Origin of the sequence: Mycolicibacterium septicum DSM 44393 (assembly GCF_000455325.1) — a bacterium.
Classification (GTDB): Bacteria; Actinomycetota; Actinomycetes; order Mycobacteriales; family Mycobacteriaceae; genus Mycobacterium; species Mycobacterium septicum.
Map to the genome: position 1 here is coordinate 2,951,469 of NZ_HG322951.1, position 22,600 is coordinate 2,974,068.

A 22,600-nucleotide genomic window follows, 5' to 3' on the forward strand; every position below is an offset into this window, starting at 1 on the left:
CCAGGCCGGCCCGCGGCCTCCGTATAGTCGATGAGGTCGGCTAATAAGCGAGCGGCAGATGATGTTTGGAGGCGCCATGGCAGGACGACCAATGCACACATTCCAGGTGGTGCATCGCGAGCAGCTGACCCCCCACATGGTCAGGTTGGTACTGGGTGGATCGGGTGAAGGGACGGGCTTCGACACCTTCTCGGCCAACGACTTCAGCGACGCCTACGTCAAAATCGCCATCGTCCCCGCTGTTGTCGATGTGTCAGTGCTGCCGAAACCCTTGACGCTGGACAGCTTTGAGGAGCTGCCCACCGAACTGCGCCCCACGGTGCGGACCTACACCGTGCGCAAGTTCGACAAGGAGCGCCGCGAGATCACCATCGACTTCGTCGTGCACGGTGAGCAGGGCGTGGCCGCACCCTGGGCTGCGGCAGCGGTACCGGGCCAGCCCGCCTACCTGATGGGGCCCAGTGGGGCCTATACCCCGGACCCGGCCGCCGACTGGCACCTGCTGGCCGGTGACGAGGCCGCTCTGCCGGCCATCGGTGCGGCCCTGGAGGCCTTGCCCGCGGATGCGACCGGCAAAGTCTTCATCGAGGTCGCCGGCGATGAGGACGAGATCGAGCTCGCCGCTCCGGCCGGGGTCGAGGTCAACTGGATTCACCGGGGTGGGCGCGCCGACCTGGTCGGCGAGGACAAGGCCGGGGACAACGCACCGCTGATCGCGGCGGTCAAGGATGCGGCCTGGCTGCCGGGTCAGGTTCAGGTGTTCATCCACGGCGAGGCTCAGGCCGTCATGCACAATCTGCGTCCCTACATCCGCAAGGAGCGCGGCGTCCCGGCGAAATGGGCGGGATCGATCTCGGGGTACTGGCGCCGCGGGCGCACCGAGGAGACTTTCCGGCAGTGGAAGGCCGAGCTGGCGAAAGCGGAGGCCGACACCGCGGGCTGAGGCCAGATGGCAAGGTAGCCGTCATGGCCTATGGCGACTATCAACTCGAGATCTACCTGCAGGGGCTGTCCGGCGTGCTGCCGACCATGCCGATGGACTACGCGGGACTGGAGGCCAAGGCCCAGGCGGCCATGCCGGCCTCGATCTGGTCCTACGTGGCCGGCGGGGCCGGTGACGAGCGCACCCAGCAGGTCAACCGCACTGCGTTCGACCGGTGGGGCCTGATGCCGCGCATGCTCAACGCCCACCGGGAACGCGATCTGTCCGTCGACCTGTTCGGGCTCACGCTGCCCACGCCGTTGTTCATGGCCCCCATCGGGGTGCTGGGGATCTGCGGGCAGGACGGTCACGGCGACCTGGCCGGTGCCCGTGCCGCCGCGCGCACCGGGGTGCCGATGGTGCTGTCCACCCTCACCGAGGACCCGCTCGAAGACGTCGCCGCCGAATTCGGTGACACCCCAGGCTTTTTCCAGCTGTACACACCGACCGACAAAGATCTGGCCGCCAGCCTGGTGCAGCGCGCCGAGAAGGCCGGATTCAAGGGCATCGTCGTCACGCTCGACACCTGGGTGCCCGGCTGGCGGCCGCGGGACCTGGCCACCTCGAACTTCCCGCAGCTGCGCGGCAAGTGCCTGGCCAACTACACCAGCGATCCGGTGTTCCGCGCCGGTCTGCAGCAACCGCCCGAGGAGAACCCACAGGCCACCGTGCTGCGCTGGGTCAGCCTGTTCGGCAATCCGCTCACCTGGGACGACCTGCCGTGGCTGCGGTCACTGACCAAGCTGCCGCTGATCCTTAAGGGCATCTGCCATCCCGATGACGTCCGGCGGGCCAAGGACGGTGGCGTCGACGGGATCTACTGCTCCAATCATGGTGGGCGCCAAGCCAATGGCGGCATTCCCGCGATCGACTGCCTGCCCGGGGTGGTCGAGGCCGCCGACGGGCTGCCGGTGTTGTTCGACTCGGGCATCCGTAACGGTGCCGACATCGTCAAGGCGCTCGCACTGGGGGCCACCGCGGTCGGCGTGGGCCGCCCCTATGCGTACGGGCTGGCTTTGGGCGGCGCCGACGGCATCGTGCACGTGCTGCGGTCGCTGCTCGCCGAGGCCGACCTGATCATGGGTGTCGACGGGTATCCGACGCTGGCCGACCTCACGCCCGAGGCGCTGCGGCGGGTCGACTGATCTCCGTAGCGCTCCCGGCGCCGCGGTCCGCTGGGTCGGTGTAGCGCGCCTTCTTTGCCGCGTTGGGGTGGCGGTCGGGCTCGATCGCCACCTCAACGTGACGAATCACAGATAAAGACGCAGGTCATATCTTCTGGTCATCGATTATTCATCGGTGTAGCATTTTCCTTCATGAGTGTAGAAACCGTCCGCGAGCGGGCCGCCCACCTGGGCCCCGAGCGGCGGCGTCCACAGGTGCTGGATGCGGCCCTGGCGATTGCGGTGAACGAGGGGATCGCCGCAGTCACGATCGGCGCGGTGGCTCAGCGGCTCAAGGTCACGCGCCCGGTGGTGTACTCATGTTTTCCCGACCGGGTCGAATTGCTGAGGGCCTTGCTCGAGCGGGAGCTGGCCCTGCTGGTCCAGGGGGCGATCGATGCGCTGCCGTACGGCCGCGCCGACGCCGACGAGACCGTCTTCGTCGAGGGCTTCCAGGCGCTGCTTGAGACGGTCGCCGGCCGGCCTGATTCCTGGCGGCTCGTGATGAGCGCCGACCCGGATCCGGCCGTGGCCAAACACTTCCGCAACGGTCGCGTGCTGATGGTCGGCAAGGTCTCCCGGCGGCTGGCGCCCACCCTGGAACGTTGGGGCACCACCGACGCCGAGAAGAAGCTGCCGGTGCTGGTCGAGCAGTTCGTGTCCACCTGTGAAGGCGCGGTGCGGACCTTGTTGCATGACGACGGAAAAGACTGGACCCCAACCACATTGGGTGAATTCATCGGATCGGCCACCTACCGGGCGTTTCGCACCGCCTGATCCAGAACAGAGGAGTTATCGCATGTCTGATCTCCAGCCGATGGCTGACTACGGGTTCTTCGGGCCGGATTCGGTGACCTGGAAGGTGTGGGGCCATGCCACCACGCCGATCATCGGACTGCAGCGCGCCGTGGTGGTCGAGGAACTCGACCCTGCGCTGATCGCCGCGGTCGACACCACCGGCGCCAATTACGACCGGCCCCGCACCCGCTACGACCGGACCGTGCGTTACTTCGCCATGGTCGCTTTCGCCGACACCGAATCGGTGCTCAAGACCGCCGATGTCCTGGTGAAAGTCCACTCGAAAGCCATTGGTACCGAACCCCTGAGCGGCAACAAGTACGACGCCAACGACCCCCAGTCGCAGCTGTGGATCCTGCTCACCGGCTGGCACTCGGTGCTCAAGGCCTACGAGCTGTACGGCGGCGGCAAGCTGACGGCCCAGGAGGAGGCCCGCTACTGGCAGGACTGCGCCCGCGCCGCCGAGTTTCAGACCTGCGATCCGGCCGACGTCCCGCGGACCCGCGAGGGCATCAACGAGTACTTCGAGCAGATGCGGCCGCACCTCGCCGTCAGCGAGGCCGCCCGCGCGATGATGGACCACCTGCTCAACGCCAAAGTGGTGCTGCCGCCAGCACCGCGTGCTGCGAAGCCGGCCGTCGAAGTTCTCAACTGGTTCCTGCGTAGGGGCACCATCGCCACCATGCCGCGCTGGATGCGCCGGCTCAGCGGCTTCGACCAGCCGCGCGCGGTCGACCTGGCCGTGCGGCCGGTGCTCAAGCTCGGGTTCGGCATAGTGGACCGGGTACCGCGGCTGAAGCTGTTGGTGGCCAAGATCATTTCGCCGTCCGTGGTGCCGATCGCAGGGCCCTACATCATGGGGATACCGCCGCGGTCGACCGAGGTGCTCAGCCCCGAAGAAGGGCGCAAGCGCTACGGCTACGTCAAGCCCGCCGATGCGCACAAGGATTTGCGGGCCCGCCAGCACGAGCGGGTGTTCGGACGGGGCCAACTGCCCAGCGACGAAGGCCTCATCGAATCTCAGTCCTACCTAGGGAGTTTGGCGTGACCGCACGATCTGATGTCCTGTTCGACCCGAACCGGACCGACTTCGACCAGTTCGACAGCAGAACCCGGGAGATCTTCCGGGCCACCATCGATTTCTTCGAGTCCCACGGCAAGCGGTGGCTCAAGCAGCAGGACCGGGATCGGGTCTGGTACAGCGACTTTCTCGACCTGGTCAAGCGGGAGGGCATCTTCGCGACGTTCCTGACCCCGGCGTCGGAGGCCGCCGGCGATCCCGACAAGCGCTGGGACACCGCGCGCAATGCGATGTACAGCCAGATCCTCGGGTTCTACGGCATGCAGTACTGGTACGTCTGGCAGGTCACCATCCTCGGCCTCGGTCCGATCTGGCAGTCGGAGAACACGGTGGCGCGCAAGAAGGCTGCCGCCCTGCTGGATTCGGGGGAGATCTTCGCCTTCGGGCTGTCCGAGCAGGACCACGGCGCCGACGTCTACTCGACAGACATGGTGCTGACACCGAACGCGGACGGGTCGTACGCGGCGAACGGCGGCAAGTACTACATCGGCAACGGCAACCTGGCCGGCATGGTCTCGGTGTTCGGCCGTCGCTCCGACAAACCCATCATCGACAGTTCCGATCTCGACCGGCGCCGTCCCGCGCAGGACTTCGAGGGGTACCTGTTCTTCGCCGCCGACAGTCAGCATTCGAACTACCACCTGCGCAAGAACGTCGTCGACGGCCAGATGTACGTCGCGGCGTTCGACCTGGAGAACTATCCGGTCAGTGCCGACGACATCCTGCACGAGGGCAAGGCAGCCTTCAACGCCGCGATCAACACCGTCAACATCGGCAAGTTCAACCTCGGATTCGGGGCGATCGGGGCCTGCGAGCACGCCATGTACGAGGCCGTCACCCACGCCGAGAACCGCGTGCTGTTCGGCCAGCGGGTCACCGAGTTCCCGCAGATCCGCCGCATGCTCGCCGACGGCTACGCCCGCCTGATCGGGATGAAGCTCTACAGCGAGCGGGCCATCGACTACATGCGCAGCGCAAGCCCGGACGACCGGCGCTACCTGTTGTTCAACGCGATCGAGAAGATGAACGTCACCCGCGAGGGCGAGAGGATCGTGACGTTGCTCGCCGACACCATCGCGGCCCGGGCGTTCGAATCCGACATGTACTTCACCATGGCCCTGCTGGGGCTCACCGGCCTGCCGCGGCTGGAGGGCACGGTGCACGTCAACATGGCGCTGTCGCTGAAGTTCATGCAGAACTACATGTTCGGCGCGTCAGATGCGGCGCTGGCCGCGATGTCCGTTCTGCCCGTGGGCCGGGCTCCGGCGCCGCTGGTGAGCGCGCTCGCCGGTGGCTTGCGCGCGGCCGGCGGTGCCATCGCTGGTTCACCTGTGGCGCAACGCATTCCACAGCTCAAGTCGCTGCTGGCCGAGGTGCCGCAGATTCCGACGCGCAGGGATGCGACCAATGACGACTTCTTGTTCCGGCAGGGGCCGAGCAGTGGGTTGGCGAAGATCCGGTTCGGCGACTGGCAGTCGGTGCTGCGCCGCTTTTCGTCGACGCCGAATGTCGCGGTCTTCCTCGACCAGGCTCAGGCGTTGCAGACCCTGCTGGCGGTGGCGACACCCACCGCTGACCAACAACGCAACGTCGACTTCCTGTTCGCGATCGGTGAGATGTTCACCCTGATTCCCTACGCCCAGCTGATCCTGGAGCAGGCGGAGATCGAAGCGATCGACACCGATCTGATCGACCAGCTGTTCGAGGTGCTCGTCACCGACATGTCCACGCACGCGACCAAGCTGCATTGCCATCCGGATGCCACTGCGGTGCAACAGCAGCGCGCCCTCGACATCGTCAGGCAGCCGGTGGCCGACGGCGCCCGCCGCGATCGCGTGGTGGCAGGTGTGCGCGGACTGGCCGGCCGCTACGAGATGAACCCGTGATGGTCACGCGACGGTAGCGGCTCGGCGCGTCGGGTGCAGCGCGGGCGTAGTTCTGCCACGGTGGCACGGTGCCCGCAGTTCAGGATGTGCTCGCCGAGTTCGACGAATACCTGGCGCTGCAGTGCGGCAGGTCTGAGCACACCCGCCGGGCGTACCGGGGTGACCTGTTGGCGTTGTTCGACTTCACCGGCGGTGATCTGGACACCGTGACCCTGCCGAGGCTGCGGTCCTGGCTGGCCAGCCAGGCCGCGGCCGGAGTTGCCCGGACCACGCTGGCGCGGCGCACCTCCACGGTCAAGACCTTCTGTACCTGGGCGAGCCGGCGGGGATTGCTGTCCGACGACGCCGCGGCCCGGTTGCAGGTCCCCAAAGCGCACCGCACCCTGCCGGCGGTGCTGCGTCGCGATCAGGCCGTCGACGCCATGGAGGCGATGAATTCCGCGGCGCGCGAGGGTGATCCGCTGGCTCTGCGGGACCGGTTGATCGTGGAGATGCTGTATGCCACCGGGATCCGGGTCAGCGAGTTGTGCGGGCTGGACATCGACGACATCGACACGTCACGCCGGGTGCTGCAGGTGCTGGGCAAGGGCAACAAGCAGCGCACGGTCCCGTTCGGACAGCCCGCACACATCGCGTTGACGGCCTGGCTCACCGAGGGCCGCCCCGCCCTGGCCACTGCCGATTCCGGTCCGGCACTGCTGCTCGGGGCCCGCGGTAAACGACTCGATCCGCGTCAGGCGCGCACCGTCGTGCACCAGACCGTCTCTGCCGTCGACGGTGCCCCCGATATCGGCCCGCACGGACTGCGGCACAGCGCTGCCACCCACCTGCTCGAAGGCGGCGCCGATCTGCGCGTCGTGCAGGAGTTGCTGGGCCACACCTCGTTGGCCACCACGCAGCTCTACACCCACGTGACCGTCGAACGGCTGCGAGCGGTGCACGACCAGGCCCACCCGAGGGCCTGACATCCCGGAACAGAAGATTTAGGAGTAGGCGCAATCCGATCCATCGTGGACCTGCCGTCTGGACCCGTCTCGTATCTCACCTGGGCGCCGCACCACCCCACGTCGACCGTGGTGCTGCTGCACGGCGGCGGCGTGGACAACGCGTCGTTGTCATGGGGTGGCATCGGCCCCCGACTGGCCGACGCGGGTTACCGCGTCATCGCCCCCGACCACCCCGGCTATGGCCAGAGTCCGCCGGCGCGACAGCCGGTGACCCAGGACCGGCTGGTCGCCTATGTCTCGGAGTTCGTCGACGGGATGGAGCTGGACCGCTATGTGATCGGCGGGTTGTCGCTCGGTGGCGGCATGACGATCGGCCACGTGCTGGACCGCCCGGACCGGGTGGCCGGCGCGATGCTGCTGGGCAGCTACGGCATCATGCCCCGGCTGTCGGACGGAGCGCTGTCAGGCGTCCGTCAACTGGTCACCTGGGCGATGTTGCGCACGGGTCTGCTTGGCGCGGTGACCCGGTGGGTCGGCACCAACCGGGCCGCGATGACTCGCAGCATGCACGCGCTGATCAGGGATCCCCAGCAGCTGACTGACGCGTTGATGGACGAGATCATGGCTGCCGCAGCACAACCCGGCGGATTCGACGCCTTCGAACAGTGGCAACACGACCAGGTCGGGTGGGACCGGCTGCGCACCGACTACATGCCGCGGCTGGCCGAAGTGAGGTGTCCGACACTCGTCATCCACGGCGATCGTGACCCCGGCGTTCCCGTCGCGCGAGCCCGCGCCGCTGCTGAGCGGATGCCAGATGCGCGCCTGGAAATCGTTGCCGGTGCCGGGCACTGGGTTCAGCGTGATCAGCCGGACGTCGTGCTCGACGCGATCAGCGGATTCCTGCGTGCGGTCAACCATCCATCGGCTTGAGCCGGATCGGGGTCTCGACCAGCAGCCCGAGCGGGTCGACGTAGTCAGCCCGGGCCGCCGCACCCCACATCGCACCCCAGTGCAGGCACGCCGCCGCCCCACAACCGGGATGACCGGCCAGCAGCGTGCCGAGCAGTTGGCCTTGACCCACGGTCTGACCGGGCCGCACGGCGGCCTGTACCGGTTCGTAACTGGTGCGCAGCCCACCCGGGTGGGCCAGCGAGACCACCGGACGCCCCGCGAGCACGCCGGCGAAGACGACGGTGCCCGAGCCTGCGGCGTAGACGGGTTGCCGGGGTGCGGCCGCCAGGTCGATGCCCCGGTGGCCGCGGTTCCAATTGGGGGAGGGGGCGTCGAAACCCCTGGTCACCACCGGTCGCGGTGACACCGGCCAATGCAGCCGCGAGCCCTCGGCGTGGGCGGAGACCGGCCACGCCAACGCCATACCCAGCATCAACACCGCCGCGGCAAATCTCACCACCTCAGTTCAACGCCGCCTCGGGCCGCGCGGAAGCCCCGAAACCCGGCGCTGTGGATGAATGCGCCCCGCTTTGCCGCGTGGTAAAAGCACGCCTGTTCAGCGTGTAAACTTCTACCCGCAGCTCGCTAGCGGGCTGACTTCGCGTGTCTGCGCATATCGATCGCCTCCACGGGGTCGTACACGGATGCCGACGGTCCTGACCTGGGATTTCCCGGATCGGGTTCGGCAGCCGGCAGGCACCAGGGCCTGGCATCACCCGACGCCGGGCGACAACCGACATACAAAGGAACCACCAACTCATGGCTGTTGTAACCATGAAGCAGCTGCTTGACAGCGGCGCTCACTTCGGGCATCAGACCCGTCGCTGGAACCCCAAGATGAAGCGGTTCATCTTCACCGACCGCAATGGCATCTACATCATCGACCTGCAGCAGACGCTGACCTACATCGACAAGGCCTACGAGTTCGTCAAGGAGACGGTGGCCCACGGCGGCACCGTCCTGTTCGTCGGCACCAAGAAGCAGGCGCAGGAGTCCATCGCCGAAGAGGCCACCCGCGTCGGCATGCCCTACGTGAACCAGCGCTGGCTGGGCGGCATGCTCACCAACTTCTCCACCGTGCACAAGCGCCTTCAGCGGATGAAGGAGCTTGAGGCCATGGAGCAGACCGGTGGCTTCGAGGGTCGCACCAAGAAGGAAATCCTCATGCTCACGCGTGAGAAGAACAAGCTTGAGCGCAGCCTCGGCGGTATCCGGGACATGCAGAAGGTGCCCTCGGCCATCTGGGTCGTCGACACCAACAAGGAGCACCTGGCCGTCAACGAGGCCATCAAGCTGAACATCCCGGTCATCGCGATCCTGGACACCAACTGCGATCCCGATCAGGTCAACTACCCGATCCCGGGCAACGACGATGCCATCCGTTCGGCCGCGCTGCTGACCAAGGTCGTCGCCTCCGCGGTGGCCGAGGGCCTGCAGGCCCGGGCCGGCCAGGCCGGTGGCGAGAAGCAGGCCACCGAGGGTGTCGAGCCGCTCGCCGAGTGGGAGCAGGAGCTGCTCGCCGGTGCGACCGCTGGAACCGCCGAGGGCGAGGCCGCTGCTGCACCCGAAACATCCACTGACGCTTCGTAATTCCAGGAGAAGTCTTAAATGGCTAACTACACCGCTGCCGACGTCAAGCGACTGCGGGAGCTGACTGGCGCCGGCATGCTCGACTCGAAGAACGCTCTGGTCGAGGCCGGCGGCGACTTCGACAAGGCTGTCGAGCTGCTTCGTATCAAGGGCGCCAAGGACGTCGGCAAGCGCGCTGAGCGCGCCACTGCCGAGGGTCTGGTCGCGGCCAAGGACGGCGCGCTGATCGAGCTCAACTCCGAGACCGACTTCGTCGCCAAGAACGCCGAATTCCAGGAGCTCGCCGACCAGGTCGTGGCGGCCGCTGCCGCTGCGAAGGCCGGCGACGTGGACGCCCTCAAGGCCGCCAAGGTCGGGGACACCACGGTCGAGCAGTCCATCGCGGACCTGAGCGCCAAGATCGGTGAGAAGCTCGAGCTGCGTCGGGCCGCCTACTTCGACGGCACGGTCGAGACCTACCTGCACAAGCGTGCCGCGGACCTGCCGCCGGCCGTCGGTGTGCTGGTCGAGTACCAGGCCGGCGACGCGGAGAAGGGCAAGGAGGCCGCGCACGCGGTCGCCCTGCAGATCGCCGCGCTCAAGGCCAAGTACCTCACCCGCGAGGACGTGCCCGAGGACATCGTCGCCAACGAGCGTCGTATCGCCGAGCAGACCGCGAAGGAAGAGGGCAAGCCCGAGCAGGCTCTGCCCAAGATCGTCGAAGGTCGCGTGACGGGCTACTACAAGGACGTCGTGCTGCTGGACCAGCCGTCGGTGTCTGACAACAAGAAGACCGTCAAGGCGCTGCTGGACGAGGCCGGCGTCACCGTGACCCGCTTCGTGCGGTTCGAGGTCGGTCAGGCCTAAGCACCAGAAGACTCGGGCGGCACATCACACCCGATTGACGGCTCGGCCGTCGCCGCCCGTCGCAAAACCCCGCGCTCATTCCGGCGATCCCGGAAAGTGCGGGGTTTTGTTCATTCGTGACATGGTCGGTGCCGGGTAGTTGCTCACGCAGGGGCAAGGGGCTTTGCCGATGTGGGAGTGTGGCAGGTACCAATGGTGTGGGAGGTGACATGCGCGTAGGTGTGGTGTTTCCGCAGACGGAACTCGGCGGAGATCCGGGAGCCGTGCGCGCCTACGGCCAGCGTGTCGAAGAGCTGGGCTTCACCCACATCCTGGCCTACGACCACGTCGTGGGCGCGGATCCGGCCGTCCACCGGGACTGGGCAGGGCCCTACGACCTGTACACCACGTTCCACGAGCCCATGGTCATGTTCGGTTATCTGGCCGCGGTGACGTCGCTGGAACTGGTCACCGGGGTGATCATCCTGCCGCAGCGCCAGGCCGTGCTGGTGGCCAAACAGGCGGCCGAGGTCGACCTGCTCACCGGCGGACGGCTGCGCCTGGGCGTCGGGCTGGGCTGGAATGCGGTCGAGTACGAGGCGCTCGGCGAAGACTTCGGGAACCGCGGCAAGCGATCGGAGGAGCAGGTCGAGCTGATGCGCCGGCTGTGGACCGAATCGTCGGTGACGTTCGAGGGCCGCTACCACCGGGTGACCGGTGCCGGCCTGGCCCCGCTGCCGGTGCAGCGCCCGATCCCGGTGTGGTTCGGAGCGGCCTCCGCGCGAGCGCTGGAGCGCGCGGGCCGGCTGGGCGACGGCTGGTTCCCCATGGTGGGCCCAGGTCCGGAGCTCGAGGACGCCCGTGCCCGGGTTGAGCGCGCGGCCGTGGCCGCAGAGCGCGATCCGTCCACCATCGGTATGGAGGGCCGCGTGGGCTGGGTGGGCGATCCGGACAAGGCCGCGGCCGACATCGCCGCGTGGGCCGAGGCCGGGGCCACCCACGTCACGGTCAACACCATGGGCGCCGGACTGCGCACAGTCGACGAGCATCTGGCCGCGCTGCAGAGCGTGGCTCGGACGCAATAAAACCGACTTGCTAGCGTCGGGGCGTGACTAGCGGTCAGCGCGGAGCGCGAAAAGTCCCGAGCCGGGTCAGTGCCTTCACGGACGACGCCCTCGGCGAGCACGATGCCGTCGGCCTGGTGGCGGAACTGCGGGCCGGCCGGGTATCTGCCGCCGACCTGATCGAGGCTGCTGTCGCGCGGGTGGAGGCGGTCAATCCCACCCTCAACGGGCTGGCGTTCGAGGCCTTCGACCGGGCCCATGCCCGCGGTGCCGCACCCAGTCCCTACGGCGGGTTCTTCGACGGTGTCCCGACCTTCGTCAAGGACAACACCGCCGTCGAGGGCATGCCGACCATGAGCGGCACGGATGCCTGGGAACCTCGGCCCGAACCGGCCAACGGCGACTTCGCCCGCGCGTATCTCGCCACCGGTCTGGTGCCGCTGGGCAAGACCCGGCTCTCGGAGTTCGGTTTCAGCGCGTCGTGCGAGCATCCTCGGCTGGGCCCGGTGCGCAACCCGTGGAACCCCATCTACACAGCCGGTGCGTCGTCGTCGGGTTCGGGTGCCTTCGTCGCGGCGGGCGCCGTACCCATCGCGCACGCCAACGACGGGGGCGGCTCGATCCGCATCCCCGCCGCCTGCAACGGGCTGGTCGGCCTCAAGCCGACCCGGGGCCGGCTGCCGCAGGACAAGAACATGCGGATGATGCCGCTGAGGATCGTGTCCGACGGTGTGCTCACCCGCTCGGTGCGTGACACCGCGGCGCTCTACCGCGAGATGGAGAAGGTCTACCGCAGTCCCAAACTTCCACCGATCGGCGACGTCAGCCGTCCGGGAAAGCAGCGGCTGCGCATTGCGGTGTGCACGCAATCCGTTGTGCACGACGCAGGCCCGGAGATGACCGAGCTGACGCACAAGACCGCCGCGCTGCTGGAGGAACTCGGCCACCAGATCACCGTGATCGGCAACCCGGTCCAAGCGCGTTTCAAGGATGACTTCCTGCTGTACTGGGCGTTCCTGGCGTATGCGTTGGTGCGCGGCGGGAAGCGGTCGTTCGGCCCGAGCTTCGATCGGGACAAGCTGGACAATCTCACGCTGGGTCTCGAACGGCACGCATCGCGCAATCTGCATCGGCTCCCGACCGCGATTGCGCGGTTGGCCCGGTCGCGGCGGGTCACCGAGCGGCTGTCCAACAGCTATGATGCGGTGCTCATGCCCACCCTGGCCGAGCCCACCCTGGAGATCGGCCGGCTCGACCCGACCGCCGACTACGAGCAGATCATCGACCGGCTGCTGGGCTGGGTGGCGTTCACGCCGCTGCAGAACGCCACGGGTGATCCGGCGATCTCACTGCCGCTGGCCCAGACGGATGCCGGCCTCCCGGTGGGCATGATGCTGTCGGCGACCCGCGGCCGTGAAGCTCTGCTGCTGGAACTGGCCTACGAGCTCGAGGAGGCCAGGCCCTGGGCGCGCATTCAGGATCAGGCCCCGGCCGCCCCACGCAAACGCGCGCGAAAAGCAGTGAAATAAGCAGTTTTTGACTTCGTCGGCGAGGGCTGACGACGAAATCCGTTGCGTCGGCGACATCATGACGTAACGCCAACCAGCGGGTGTTAACTCCCGCGACACCGCGATCTGCTCCAGGTGAAACACGCGGCTCGCAGCATTCCCCACTGTGGAGACCGTAGCTTCGATACCGCCGTCTCAAGCATCCACAGCCCGTCGATCGCCGGAGATCGCGACTACTGCGGTGCGAACCGGGGGCACCTTCGGGTGTCTGATTCGATTCGCACTGGCCAACATTCGTCGCCGGCCCGAACGTTTTGTGTTGTCGGTGCTCGGGATCGCGCTGGCGATCGCCTGCGTCACCGTGGTGCGCACCATCTCGGCGAGTTTTGCGATCACCGGGGCCGATTCGGTCACCGATGTACTGGGAGATGCCCAGCTGTGGGTGGTGCCGGCCGCCGGGGTGCACTATGACAACGAGGCCCGCGCCCTGGTTGCCGATGGGCCGCCGCCGGCGTTCGACCTGCCCGACGGTTGGCACGGCCGGATGACGATCTCCGGGGTGACGGTGATCGACGGCGCCGCGGTGTCCCTACGCGGTGATGACGAAATATCTTCTGGTCAAGCAGTTTTGGGATCCGGTCTGGCTGGTCGGTTGGGGGTCGCGTCCGGGGACGTGATCGACGTGGGGGCTCTGCCACTCACCGCGAAGGTCTCCGGGCCAGGGGAGTCGATGACCGTGGCACCCGCGTTGGCGCGGTTGCTGGTCGGCGACAACGGCTGGTGGACGATCAACGCGCCGCCGGGTGAAGAACACCGCCACGACCTGGCGCAGACGTTCGGGTCCGCGGTCGGGCTGCCGTTCACGGCCGATCCGTCGGTACAGCCGGACCCCGGCGGTCATGGCCTGATCTATGACACAGTCGGCGGATCTGGTCCACTGAGCTTCGAGCAGAAGTTCTCGGCGCTGTTCTCGGGGCAGGTCACCGGCTCGACCTTGGGCCTGATCTCCACCATCGGGCTCGCTCTTGGATTCGTCATCGCGGTCTCGTCCTTCCTGGCCGCAGTCGCCGAACGCAAACGCGAATTCGGGATCATGAGCAGCATCGGACTGGCCGACGAGGTGCTGTACTTCTTCCTGGTCGAGTCGGGGATCGTCTTTGTGGCGGCCTATGTGGTCGGTGTGGTCGGAGCGGGAATCGCTGTCGCACTGGTGATTCCGGAGATCGCCACCCTGACCGCCTGGGCCCAGGCGGCCGGAATGGTGGCTGCGTTCCTGCCCGCGATGGCCATCGTCGGCGCCCTGGTGCCCGTGCACCGGCTCCTGCAACAACGTCCGGTCGACCTCCTGGGGGCAAGGTGAACAGCAAGGGACTGGCCTACGGCTGGCTGTCCGCCCGGCGGCGGATCCGCGAGATGGTGCTGCCGGTGGTGACCACTGCCACCGGAGCCTTCCTCGTGGTGCTGGTGTTCGGCATGTCGTCGGGGATCCGCGCGCAGTCGGCGGCACTCGGGCACGCCGACGAGATCAACCGGGCGGTGATCCTGATCGCGGTCACCGTGCTGCTCGTCGGGGTGGTCGAAGTCGCGGTCGCCACCACCCGAACCGTGGCGCACCGCACCCGTGAACTCGGGGTGCTCGGAGCCAACGGCATACCTCGAGCCCCCGTGATCGCCGCTCTCCTCGTCGAACCGGTGGTGGCCGCCGTGCTGGGCTCACTGCTGGGTGCGGTCTGCGCGGGTGTCACCGGTGTGGTGGTGGCGCTGCTGGGTCTGGCGCCCACCGGGGTGTCCTACTCCGGGTTGGCGGTCGGCGCGGCGATCGCCGTCGGGGTCAGCGTCGCGGCCGCGGTCGCAACGAGTTTCGTGCCGACCTTCAACGCCGCATCACGTCCACCCATTCGATCCCTGACCGCGGGAGGTTAGCCCGAACATGACCGCACTTCACGACACCGCCGCTGCCGCACCGGAAGACACCGACCCGGTCCAGAAGCCCGTCATCGAGGTCAGCAACGTGTGGAAACTGCACAAGCTCGGCGACGAGGTGGTCAAGGCCCTGGTCGCCGCCGAACTCCAGGTGATGCCGGGGGAGTTCGTCTGTCTGATGGGGCCGAGCGGCAGCGGAAAGTCCACGCTGCTCAACATCATCGGCGGGCTGGACCGTCCGACCAAGGGCACCGTCACGATCGGCGGACAGGACACCGCACAGTTGACGGAGAGCCAGTTCGCCGCGCTGCGGCACGACACCATCGGCTTCATCTTCCAGAGCTACAACCTGATCCCGTTCCTCTCCGCGGTCGAGAACGTCGAGCTGCCGCTGATGTTCGAGCCGTACGACCGGAAGTCGTTGCGCAAGCGCGCGACCGAACTGCTCGAGCTGGTGGGCCTCGGGCACCGGGTGCACCACCAGCCCACGAAGATGTCGGGTGGTGAACAGCAGCGCACCGCGATCGCACGGTCGCTGATCAGCAACCCGACCCTGGTATTGGCCGACGAGCCGACGGCCAACCTCGACCACCGCACGGGGGAGACGGTGGTGCGCATGCTGCGTGACCTGTGCTCGACATTGGGCGTCACGGTCGTCGCAAGCACCCACGATCCCACGGTGGCCGACGAAGCGAGCCGTGTAGTCCGGATGCGAGACGGACAAATCGTCAACTGAATCAACGGTATTGGGAGACGAACTCAATGACTCAAGAACTGGAGGCCGCGGCGCCGTCAGAGCGTGACAAGCTGATGACGACCGAGTTGGTCCCCGAACAGATCCTGCCCAAGGTGATGAGCACCTTCGGCCTGACCGCGGCCTATGTCTTCATCATCTGTTGGATCACCGGCTCCTCGGTGATGGCGACAGGTGGATGGACCGCCATCCCCATGTGGGTGCTGGGCATCCTCACCTTCCTGGTCCCTGCCGGCATGGCCGTGGTGGAACTGGGCAACCTGTGGCCCGGGCAGGGTGGTGTCTACATCTGGGCCACCCGGACGATGGGGGAGACCTGGGGATTCATCGGCGGGTACCTGTCGTGGGTGCCGGTGATCCTCAACGCCGCGTCATCGCCCGCGGTGGTCCTCTCATTCCTGTTGCTGGCCTTCCACACCGAACTCGGCGTGATGACGAGCGTCATCCTGCAGCTGGTGATCCTGTGGACGGTTGTCGGCCTGGCACTGGCGAAACTCTCCGCCAACCAACGGATAATGAACGTCGTCTTCGTGGTGTTCGGCATCCTCGCGCTGACGATTTTCTTCTCGGGCGCGCTCTTCGCCGTGAAGCACGGTTCGGCAACACCGTTCAGCTGGTCCGAGGCGACGATTCCCAACTTCGCGGAATCGGGCTTCCTGTACGGCACTGTGCTGCTCTATCTGCTCGGTGTGGAGACGCCGTACAACATGGGCGCGGAGTTCCTGTCGGTGCGCAAGAGCGGCCCGCGAATGATCCTGTGGGGTTCGGCGGCGCTGGTCGCCATCTACCTGCTGACAACGCTGGGCACGATGATGGCGTTGCCCACCGCGGAGATCGACGCCGTGACGGGTGTCATCGGCATGCTGGACGTCGCGGGATTCCCCGGGCTGATGGAAATCTGCGCAGTCGTGCTCGCCTTGATCATCGTCGTCGCGCTGATGACCTATCAGGTGGCCTACTCACGATTGATCTTCGTCTCCGGGCTGGAGCGGCACCTGCCGCGCATCTTCACCCACCTCAACCCGCGCACCCGTAATCCGGTGTCCGCCATCCTGATCCAGGGGGTGATCTCATCGCTGATCCTGGTCGGCCTGTACTCGCAGAGCAGCCTGGTCAACACGACGATCTTCCTCCAGGGCGGCCTGTCGACCGTGTGGCTGCTCTCGGGCTTCTTCTTCCTGATCCCGGTCGTCATCGCCCGGAAGAAGTACGCGGATCGCTATGAGAACGAGACGTTCTGGCGCATCCCCGGCGGCATGGTCGGCGTCTGGATCACCGTGATCGTTGGCACCCTCGGCACCATCGGCGGCGTTTACTACTCGTTCGCGAAATCGTGGCTCACCAGTGCCGGGGTCGGGGACGCCGAGTGGATGAAGTGGGTCGGCAGCATCAGTGTCGGCATGTTCGCACTCGGGCTGGTGGTCTACATCTTCGGCCGCCGCTCGGCGCACAAGGTCTCGCAGGAAGATGCCCTGGCCCATCTCGCGGTGTTCGACCTCACCGCCGACGACTCGACCGCAACCAAGGAGGATTCCCCCAGATGACCATGGACAGCACCCTGGTGCCTGCCGAGTCGACCGACGCCACCAGCCGCTATCCGCTCGATCCGCTGACCGGTGCAGAGATCGAAGCGGCCGCGGCCGTCATCATCGGATCAGACTACGCCACAACGACATTGAAATTCGTCATGATCCAGCTGGCCGAGCCGGCCAAGACTGCCGCGCTGTCCTTCGCGGACGTGACCGAGGTGCCGCGGCAGGCGTTCGTGACGATGTACGACGGTGCCGCCAAGCTGATCTATGAGGCTGTCGTCGACCTCGACGCGAGGGTGATCGACTCGTGGACCCCGATTCCCGGCCGGTTCCCGTCCTATCTCGTCGAACACATGACAGGGGTGGAGGAGAAGGTGCGGGAGGACCCGCGATGGCAGGAGGCCATGCGCAAACGGGGTGTCACCGATTTCAGCCTGGCGATGATCGACCCGTGGCCGGCCGGTTACTACGGTGCGCAGGATCACTACGAGAACTCGCCGCTGATCTGCCGGCCGCTGACCTTCATGCGCGCGGCACCGTCGGAGAACGGCTACGCGCGGCCCGTCGAAGGCCTGATCGTCACGTTCGACCTGGACAACATGGAGATCATCGACATCGAGGACCACGGCACGGTCCCGTTACCGGCCAAGGGCGGCAACTACTCCGGGCAGTTCATGTTCACGCCCGACAACCGGCCCGCGTTCACGCAGTTCCGTGACGACGTCAAGACCATCGACATCACCCAACCGCACGGGCCCAGTTTCACCGTCGACGGATGGAACGTCACCTGGCAGAAATGGTCGATGCGGGTCGGCTTCAACCCCCGCGAGGGCCTGGTGCTGCACGAGGTGACCTACACCGACCGTGGCGAGGTCCGGCCCATCATGTATCGCGCCGCACTGTCGGAAATGGTGGTGCCATACGGTGATTCGTCGCCGACGCACTGGAACAAGAACGTCTTCGACATGGGTGAGGTGGGGATGGGCTTCTCGGCCAACCCGTTGACCCTTGGCTGTGACTGTCTCGGTGAGATCTTCTACTTCGACGGTACGGTCAACGACTCCAGCGGCAACGCCGTCACCATCCCCAATGCCATCTGCATGCACGAGGAGGACTACGGGATCTCCTGGAAGCACACCGATTTCCGCACCGGGGAGGTCGAGGTTCGGCGGTCCCGGCGGTTGGTGATCTCGATGATCTGCACCGTCGGCAACTATGAGTACGGCTTCTTCTGGTACTTCTACAACGATGCGTCCATCGAGATGGAGGTCAAACTCACCGGGGTGCTGACCACCGGTGCGGTGCCCGACGGCGAGACGCCGCGCTGGGGCAAGATGGTGGCACCCGGGATGTACGGCCCCAACCATCAGCACTTCTTCAACTTCCGCATGGACATGAGCATCGACGGCCCGGGAAACAGTGTGTACGAGGTGGATTCGATCCCCGAGCCGAACCCGGAGCTGAACCCCCATCACAACGCCTGGATCACCCGGGACACGCTGGTGGCCTCGGAGTCCGAAGGAGCCCGGGACTGGGAGTACTCGACCGGCCGGTACTGGAAGGTGGTCAACCCCTCCAAAGCTCAACGAGTTCGGCGCGCCGGTCGGCTACAAGCTGATGCCCAAGGACATCGTCCCGGTGATGGTGCAGGAGGGGTCGGTGATCTACGACCGGGCCAGGTTCGTCCAGCACAACCTGTGGGTCACCCGCTACGACCCGAGAGAGCTCTACGCCGCGGGGGACTACATGTATCAATCCGCGGATGCCCAGGGCCTGCCGGAATATGTCGCCGACGACGCGCCGCTGGACGACACCGATGTGGTGCTCTGGTACACCGTGGGTGCCCACCATGTGGTGTGCCCGGAGGACTGGCCGGTGATGCCGTGCCACTACACGGGCTTCAAGCTCAAACCGGTGGGATTCTTCGACGGCAACCCGGCACTGGATGTTCCGCCCTCACCGCCGGCGGCGTGCCACCACCACTGAGTCACGGCCACTGACAGGCGCGGACGCCCCCGGACACCAGTGAATCGGGGGCGCCCGCGCCTGCTCGCGCGGACATTTCGTCAACTGCCGGGGCGGCGAGTGCCAGCTTGCTCTTATGATGACCGGCAGGTGTTGGAGTTTGCGGGGGTGTGAATGACGTCTGGGCCAGACGAGCAGCCGAGCGAGGACGTTCGGGGATCGATACGTTGGCAGGATCCGGCTACGACCACGCCGCGGCCGCCTACGGTGGCCGAGGCGCGCCAGCGAGACAAGGCGCAGAAGGCGCGCGAGGCCGCCGAGGAGTGGGCGAGGCAGCAGGAGGAGCAGCGCGAACGTCGCGCCGCCACCGGCAAGAAGGTCCTGATGGGCTCGGTGGCAGTGGTCGGTGTCGTCGGGGTGATCGCACTCGGCTACCACCTGCTGCACAAAGAGGAAATCGCGGCCTCGTGCGTCAAGGAGGGCACCAACGAGGTGGTGCCCGATTCGTACTGCTCCAGTGGCCACAGCGGTTCCGGGGGCACGTTCATCTACCTGGGCTCGCCGTACCGGTACTACTACGGCGGCAACAGCGGCGGGGTGGGCACCATTGCCCGGGGCGGGACCATCGAACAGCCCAAGGGCACCACGGCCAAGACCAAGTCGGGGACGTCGATCTCGCGTGGCGGCTTCGGTTCGTCGTCGAGCTACGGCAAGAGCTCGGGGAGCTGAATGCGCCGTCAACGTAGTTCCCCGCGAGCCGGCTGGGAACAGATCGTCGCTGACCAGGGGATGTGCTACGGGACCCCGGCGCGCGACGCGACCGGTGCCGACCGCCCGTACTGGGACGAGTCGGTGCACTACGTCTTCGACATGGACGAGGTGCTGTCGATCGAGGCCTCCGTCGAGGTGCTGCACTCGATGTGTCTTGAGGCCGTCGAGAACGTCGTACTGACCGAGCGTTACCGCGACTTCGGGCTTCCCGAATGGAGCTGGGAGCACATCGAGAAGTCCTGGCGGCGCAGTGATCCGCATCTGTACGGCCGCTTCGATCTTCGCTACGACGGTCGCCGACCGCCGGTGCTGCTGGAGTACAACGCCGACACCCCGACCACACTGCTGGAGGCGGCGATCCTGCAGTGGCACTGGAAGACGGACGTCTATCCGGAGGACGATCAGTGGAACTCGTTGCACGAGAAGCTGGTTGCCCGTTGGGGCGAGATCCGGGACCGCCTGCCGGGGGCCGAGACGTACTTCACCTGGTCAGGCGCCGAGCTCAGCGGCGAGGATCATGTGACGGTCGCCTACCTGCAGGAATGCGCGGCCGAGGCCGGCCTGAACACCGTGGGCCTGGCGATCGAGGACATCGGGTTCGACGCTGACCTCGACCGGTTCGTCGACCTCGCGGAAGCGCCCATGGACTCGATCTTCAAGCTCTATCCCTGGGAGTGGATGCTCGACGACGATTTCGGTCGCAGGGCGGTCGAGCAGATGCCCGCCACGATGTGGGTGGAACCGCTGTGGAAGACGTTGTTGAGCAACAAGGCGATCCTGGCGGTGCTGTGGGAGATGTATCCCGGGCACCCGAACCTGTTGCCCGCCTACGTCGATGACCCGCACGAGCTGACCGAGTATGTGCGCAAACCCAAACTTGGGCGTGAGGGTGCCAACATCACCATCGTCGGTCCCGGGTTCGAGACCGAGACCGGCGGTGTGTACGGCGAAGAGGGCTACGTGTACCAGTTGCTCGATCCGCTACCGCAATTCGACGACATGCGCCCCGCGCTGGGCGCGTGGATCGTCGGCGACGAATCCGCCGGACTCGGGATCCGCGAGACCTCCGGTCTCGTCACCGACAACGGCGCTGCCTTTGTGCCACACCGCATCCCGCAGTGACCTGGAAGGAATACCCCTATGACAACCACTCTGGTTGCGCTCGGCTCTGATTACTGGTCGGTCCTCGGTCACGGGGTGTCGGCGATCGTGCTGTACTCGATTGTCGGTGTGGCGCTGATGGTCCTGGGTTTCTACGTGATCGACTGGACCACGCCGGGTCCGTTGCGGACCCTGGTGCAGGCCGGGCGTCCCAACGCCGCCGCGGTGGCGGCCTCCGGCGTGGTGTCGATGGCATTCATCGTCGTGCTGGCCATCTACAGTTCGTCGGGCGACCTGATCCAGGGCCTGATCACCACGCTGGTGTTCGGCCTGTTGGGCATTGCGGCCCAGGCGTTCTCGGTCCGGCTGGTCGGCGCGATCAAGGGGATCGACATCGGCGGCGTCCTGGCCTCCGAAAAGTTCACCCCGCAGGTCCTGGTTGTGACGGCTTCCTACGTGGCCTTCGGCTTGATCATCGCGGCGGCGATTCTCTAGTTTTCGCTGCGCGAGCAGACGTGTAGGTACCCCACATCGCGCGATTTCGGGTACCTATGCGTCTGCTCGCTCTAGAAGGTGCGGCAGACTTCGGCGGCCGCCCGGGTCAAGGCGGCCGGGCCGTCACGCAAGGCCTGATCCAGCGGGGTGCCCGGCGCGGTGATCGCCACCAGTTTGTCGACGCCGTTGTCCAGGAGTACGTCGGCGTCGGGGGCCACCCGGCCGGCGAAGATCACCACCCGGGCGCCGGTGCGCGCAGCCACCTGGGCGACACCGAACGGTGTCTTTCCCAACATGGTCTGGGCGTCGACGCTGCCTTCGCCGGTGAACACCCAGTCCGCCCCGGTCAGGGACTGCTCCAGTCCGACGGTCTGGGCGATCACTTCGACACCGGGAGCGCAGTCGGCGGCAAGGAACTCCAGCAGTCCGAAGCCGAGGCCGCCCGCGGCACCGGACCCCGGGCGTTCGGGCCGGGCATGGCCGAGTGCGGTGCCGGTCACCTCCACCAACCGGGTCAGCGCGGCTTCGAGCACCTCGACATCGTCGGGAGTTGCCCCCTTCTGCGGGCCGAAAATCGCACTGGCACCACCGGTTCCGAGCAGCGGCGCGGTGACGTCGGACGCGATCCGGACCCGGACATCGGCCAGTCGGGGATCCATCCCCGAGACATCGATGTGCTCCAGCCGGGCCAGTGCCGCACCACCGGGCGGCAGTGCGGCGCCGTCGGCATCGGTGAAGGACACGCCCAGGGCCGCGAGCATGCCGGCTCCACCGTCATTGGTCGCCGAACCGCCGATCCCGATCAACAACTCGGTCGCGCCCTGATCCAGCGCCGAGATGATGAGTTGTCCGACTCCGAATGTGCTGGCGCGCAGGATGTCCCGGTCTGCCGGTGCCACCAGCTCCAGGCCGGAGGCGCTGGCCATCTCGATCACGGCCAGGCGGTGTTCGGCGACGTAGCCATAGGTGGCGCGCGCCGGGCGTCCGAGCGGATCGCTGACCTCGACCGTGACGCCATCGCCGCCGAGTGCATCGACGACGGCATCCACGGTGCCTTCACCGCCGTCGGCCATCGGTACCCCGATGCACTCGGCGTCGGGAAGTGCCGACCGGACACCTTCGCGCAGCGCCGCCACCGCTTGCGACGCGGTCATCGACTCCTTGAAGGAGTCCGGGGCCAGCACGATCTTCATTGGCTGGCGACATTACCCACTGTGGGGCCGCGCGGCGCGCCGTAGCGGACCGCCTCGGGCCGGCCCGG

The 22,600-nt window shown here is 66.8% G+C and carries 20 protein-coding genes and 1 pseudogene; 19 read left to right on the forward strand and 2 right to left on the reverse strand.

The features are described from left to right. Window positions 1–76 precede the first annotated feature (76 nt). The 7 genes from TX88_RS13900 to TX88_RS13930 all read left to right on the forward strand — a co-directional run bounded on the left by TX88_RS13900 (window position 77) and on the right by TX88_RS13930 (window position 7,790). On the forward strand, window positions 77–943 hold the full coding sequence (locus TX88_RS13900) for a siderophore-interacting protein (protein ID WP_044519386.1): 867 nt from the start codon (window positions 77–79) through the stop codon (window positions 941–943). 23 nt (window positions 944–966) lie between these two features. Continuing rightward, the gene (locus tag TX88_RS13905) at window positions 967–2,127 is read left to right on the forward strand and encodes a lactate 2-monooxygenase (RefSeq protein WP_044517537.1); all 1,161 of its coding nucleotides are present in this window, start codon (window positions 967–969) and stop codon (window positions 2,125–2,127) included. Window positions 2,128–2,298: 171 nt separating this feature from the next. Then, window positions 2,299–2,922: a TetR/AcrR family transcriptional regulator gene (locus tag TX88_RS13910; RefSeq protein WP_044517538.1), complete on the forward strand. Its 624-nt coding sequence runs from the start codon at window positions 2,299–2,301 to the stop codon at window positions 2,920–2,922. 22 nt (window positions 2,923–2,944) lie between these two features. Then, a complete protein-coding gene (locus TX88_RS13915) occupies window positions 2,945–3,991 on the forward strand; it encodes an oxygenase MpaB family protein (RefSeq protein ID WP_044517539.1) in 1,047 nt (348 codons plus the stop codon). Beyond that, entirely contained in the window at window positions 3,988–5,910 is a 1,923-nt protein-coding gene (locus tag TX88_RS13920; protein WP_044517540.1) for an acyl-CoA dehydrogenase family protein, read from the forward strand. The genes TX88_RS13915 and TX88_RS13920 overlap by 4 nt, the downstream gene beginning before the upstream one ends. A 68-nt stretch (window positions 5,911–5,978) precedes the next feature. Beyond that, window positions 5,979–6,875 carry a tyrosine recombinase XerC gene (locus tag TX88_RS13925; RefSeq protein WP_044517541.1) on the forward strand — a complete coding sequence of 299 codons (897 nt, stop codon included), beginning with the start codon at window positions 5,979–5,981 and terminating at the stop codon, window positions 6,873–6,875. Between the two features lie 45 nt (window positions 6,876–6,920). Then, on the forward strand, window positions 6,921–7,790 hold the full coding sequence (locus tag TX88_RS13930; protein ID WP_244438422.1) for an alpha/beta fold hydrolase: 870 nt from the start codon (window positions 6,921–6,923) through the stop codon (window positions 7,788–7,790). Here TX88_RS13930 and TX88_RS13935 read toward each other — a convergent pair. Continuing rightward, window positions 7,771–8,244, reverse strand: coding sequence for a M23 family metallopeptidase (locus TX88_RS13935; protein WP_110918073.1), 474 nt, complete (start codon window positions 8,242–8,244; stop codon window positions 7,771–7,773). The genes TX88_RS13930 and TX88_RS13935 overlap by 20 nt on opposite strands. Before the next feature lie 326 nt (window positions 8,245–8,570). On the opposite strand from TX88_RS13935, the gene rpsB reads away from it, so the two are divergent. From rpsB to TX88_RS13995, 12 genes and pseudogenes are all read left to right on the forward strand, one after another. Continuing rightward, window positions 8,571–9,401 (forward strand): 30S ribosomal protein S2, encoded by an 831-nt coding sequence (gene rpsB / locus TX88_RS13940; protein ID WP_044517543.1) that lies wholly within the window; start codon window positions 8,571–8,573, stop codon window positions 9,399–9,401. Window positions 9,402–9,419: 18 nt separating this feature from the next. Further along, the gene (gene tsf / locus TX88_RS13945; protein WP_044517544.1) at window positions 9,420–10,247 is read left to right on the forward strand and encodes a translation elongation factor Ts; all 828 of its coding nucleotides are present in this window, start codon (window positions 9,420–9,422) and stop codon (window positions 10,245–10,247) included. Window positions 10,248–10,456: 209 nt separating this feature from the next. Further along, window positions 10,457–11,311 carry an LLM class F420-dependent oxidoreductase gene (locus tag TX88_RS13950; RefSeq protein WP_044517545.1) on the forward strand — a complete coding sequence of 285 codons (855 nt, stop codon included), beginning with the start codon at window positions 10,457–10,459 and terminating at the stop codon, window positions 11,309–11,311. 23 nt (window positions 11,312–11,334) lie between these two features. Further along, window positions 11,335–12,819 carry an amidase gene (locus TX88_RS13955; protein WP_044517546.1) on the forward strand — a complete coding sequence of 495 codons (1,485 nt, stop codon included), beginning with the start codon at window positions 11,335–11,337 and terminating at the stop codon, window positions 12,817–12,819. 145 nt (window positions 12,820–12,964) lie between these two features. Beyond that, window positions 12,965–14,158 (forward strand): FtsX-like permease family protein, encoded by a 1,194-nt coding sequence (locus tag TX88_RS13960; RefSeq protein WP_044517547.1) that lies wholly within the window; start codon window positions 12,965–12,967, stop codon window positions 14,156–14,158. Next, the gene (locus TX88_RS13965) at window positions 14,155–14,721 is read left to right on the forward strand and encodes an FtsX-like permease family protein (protein ID WP_110917939.1); all 567 of its coding nucleotides are present in this window, start codon (window positions 14,155–14,157) and stop codon (window positions 14,719–14,721) included. Before TX88_RS13960 ends, TX88_RS13965 begins: the two co-directional genes overlap by 4 nt. Window positions 14,722–14,728: 7 nt before the next feature. Further along, window positions 14,729–15,457 carry an ABC transporter ATP-binding protein gene (locus TX88_RS13970; protein WP_044517548.1) on the forward strand — a complete coding sequence of 243 codons (729 nt, stop codon included), beginning with the start codon at window positions 14,729–14,731 and terminating at the stop codon, window positions 15,455–15,457. A 26-nt stretch (window positions 15,458–15,483) separates the two neighbouring features. Then, window positions 15,484–17,019 (forward strand): APC family permease, encoded by a 1,536-nt coding sequence (locus tag TX88_RS13975; RefSeq protein ID WP_044517549.1) that lies wholly within the window; start codon window positions 15,484–15,486, stop codon window positions 17,017–17,019. Beyond that, window positions 17,016–18,993, forward strand: a pseudogene (locus TX88_RS13980) (primary-amine oxidase). The gene TX88_RS13975 and the pseudogene TX88_RS13980 overlap by 4 nt, the downstream one beginning before the upstream one ends. A 153-nt stretch (window positions 18,994–19,146) precedes the next feature. Then, window positions 19,147–19,701 (forward strand): hypothetical protein, encoded by a 555-nt coding sequence (locus TX88_RS13985; RefSeq protein WP_044517550.1) that lies wholly within the window; start codon window positions 19,147–19,149, stop codon window positions 19,699–19,701. Next, entirely contained in the window at window positions 19,702–20,865 is a 1,164-nt protein-coding gene (locus tag TX88_RS13990; protein WP_044517551.1) for a glutathionylspermidine synthase family protein, read from the forward strand. Between the two features lie 18 nt (window positions 20,866–20,883). After that, the gene (locus TX88_RS13995) at window positions 20,884–21,339 is read left to right on the forward strand and encodes a DUF350 domain-containing protein (RefSeq protein ID WP_044517552.1); all 456 of its coding nucleotides are present in this window, start codon (window positions 20,884–20,886) and stop codon (window positions 21,337–21,339) included. A gap of 71 nt (window positions 21,340–21,410) precedes the next feature. Here the strand turns inward: TX88_RS13995 and TX88_RS14000 are convergent, their stop codons facing one another. Then, window positions 21,411–22,532 carry a glycerate kinase gene (locus TX88_RS14000; protein WP_044517553.1) on the reverse strand — a complete coding sequence of 374 codons (1,122 nt, stop codon included), beginning with the start codon at window positions 22,530–22,532 and terminating at the stop codon, window positions 21,411–21,413. Window positions 22,533–22,600: the final 68 nt, after the last annotated feature.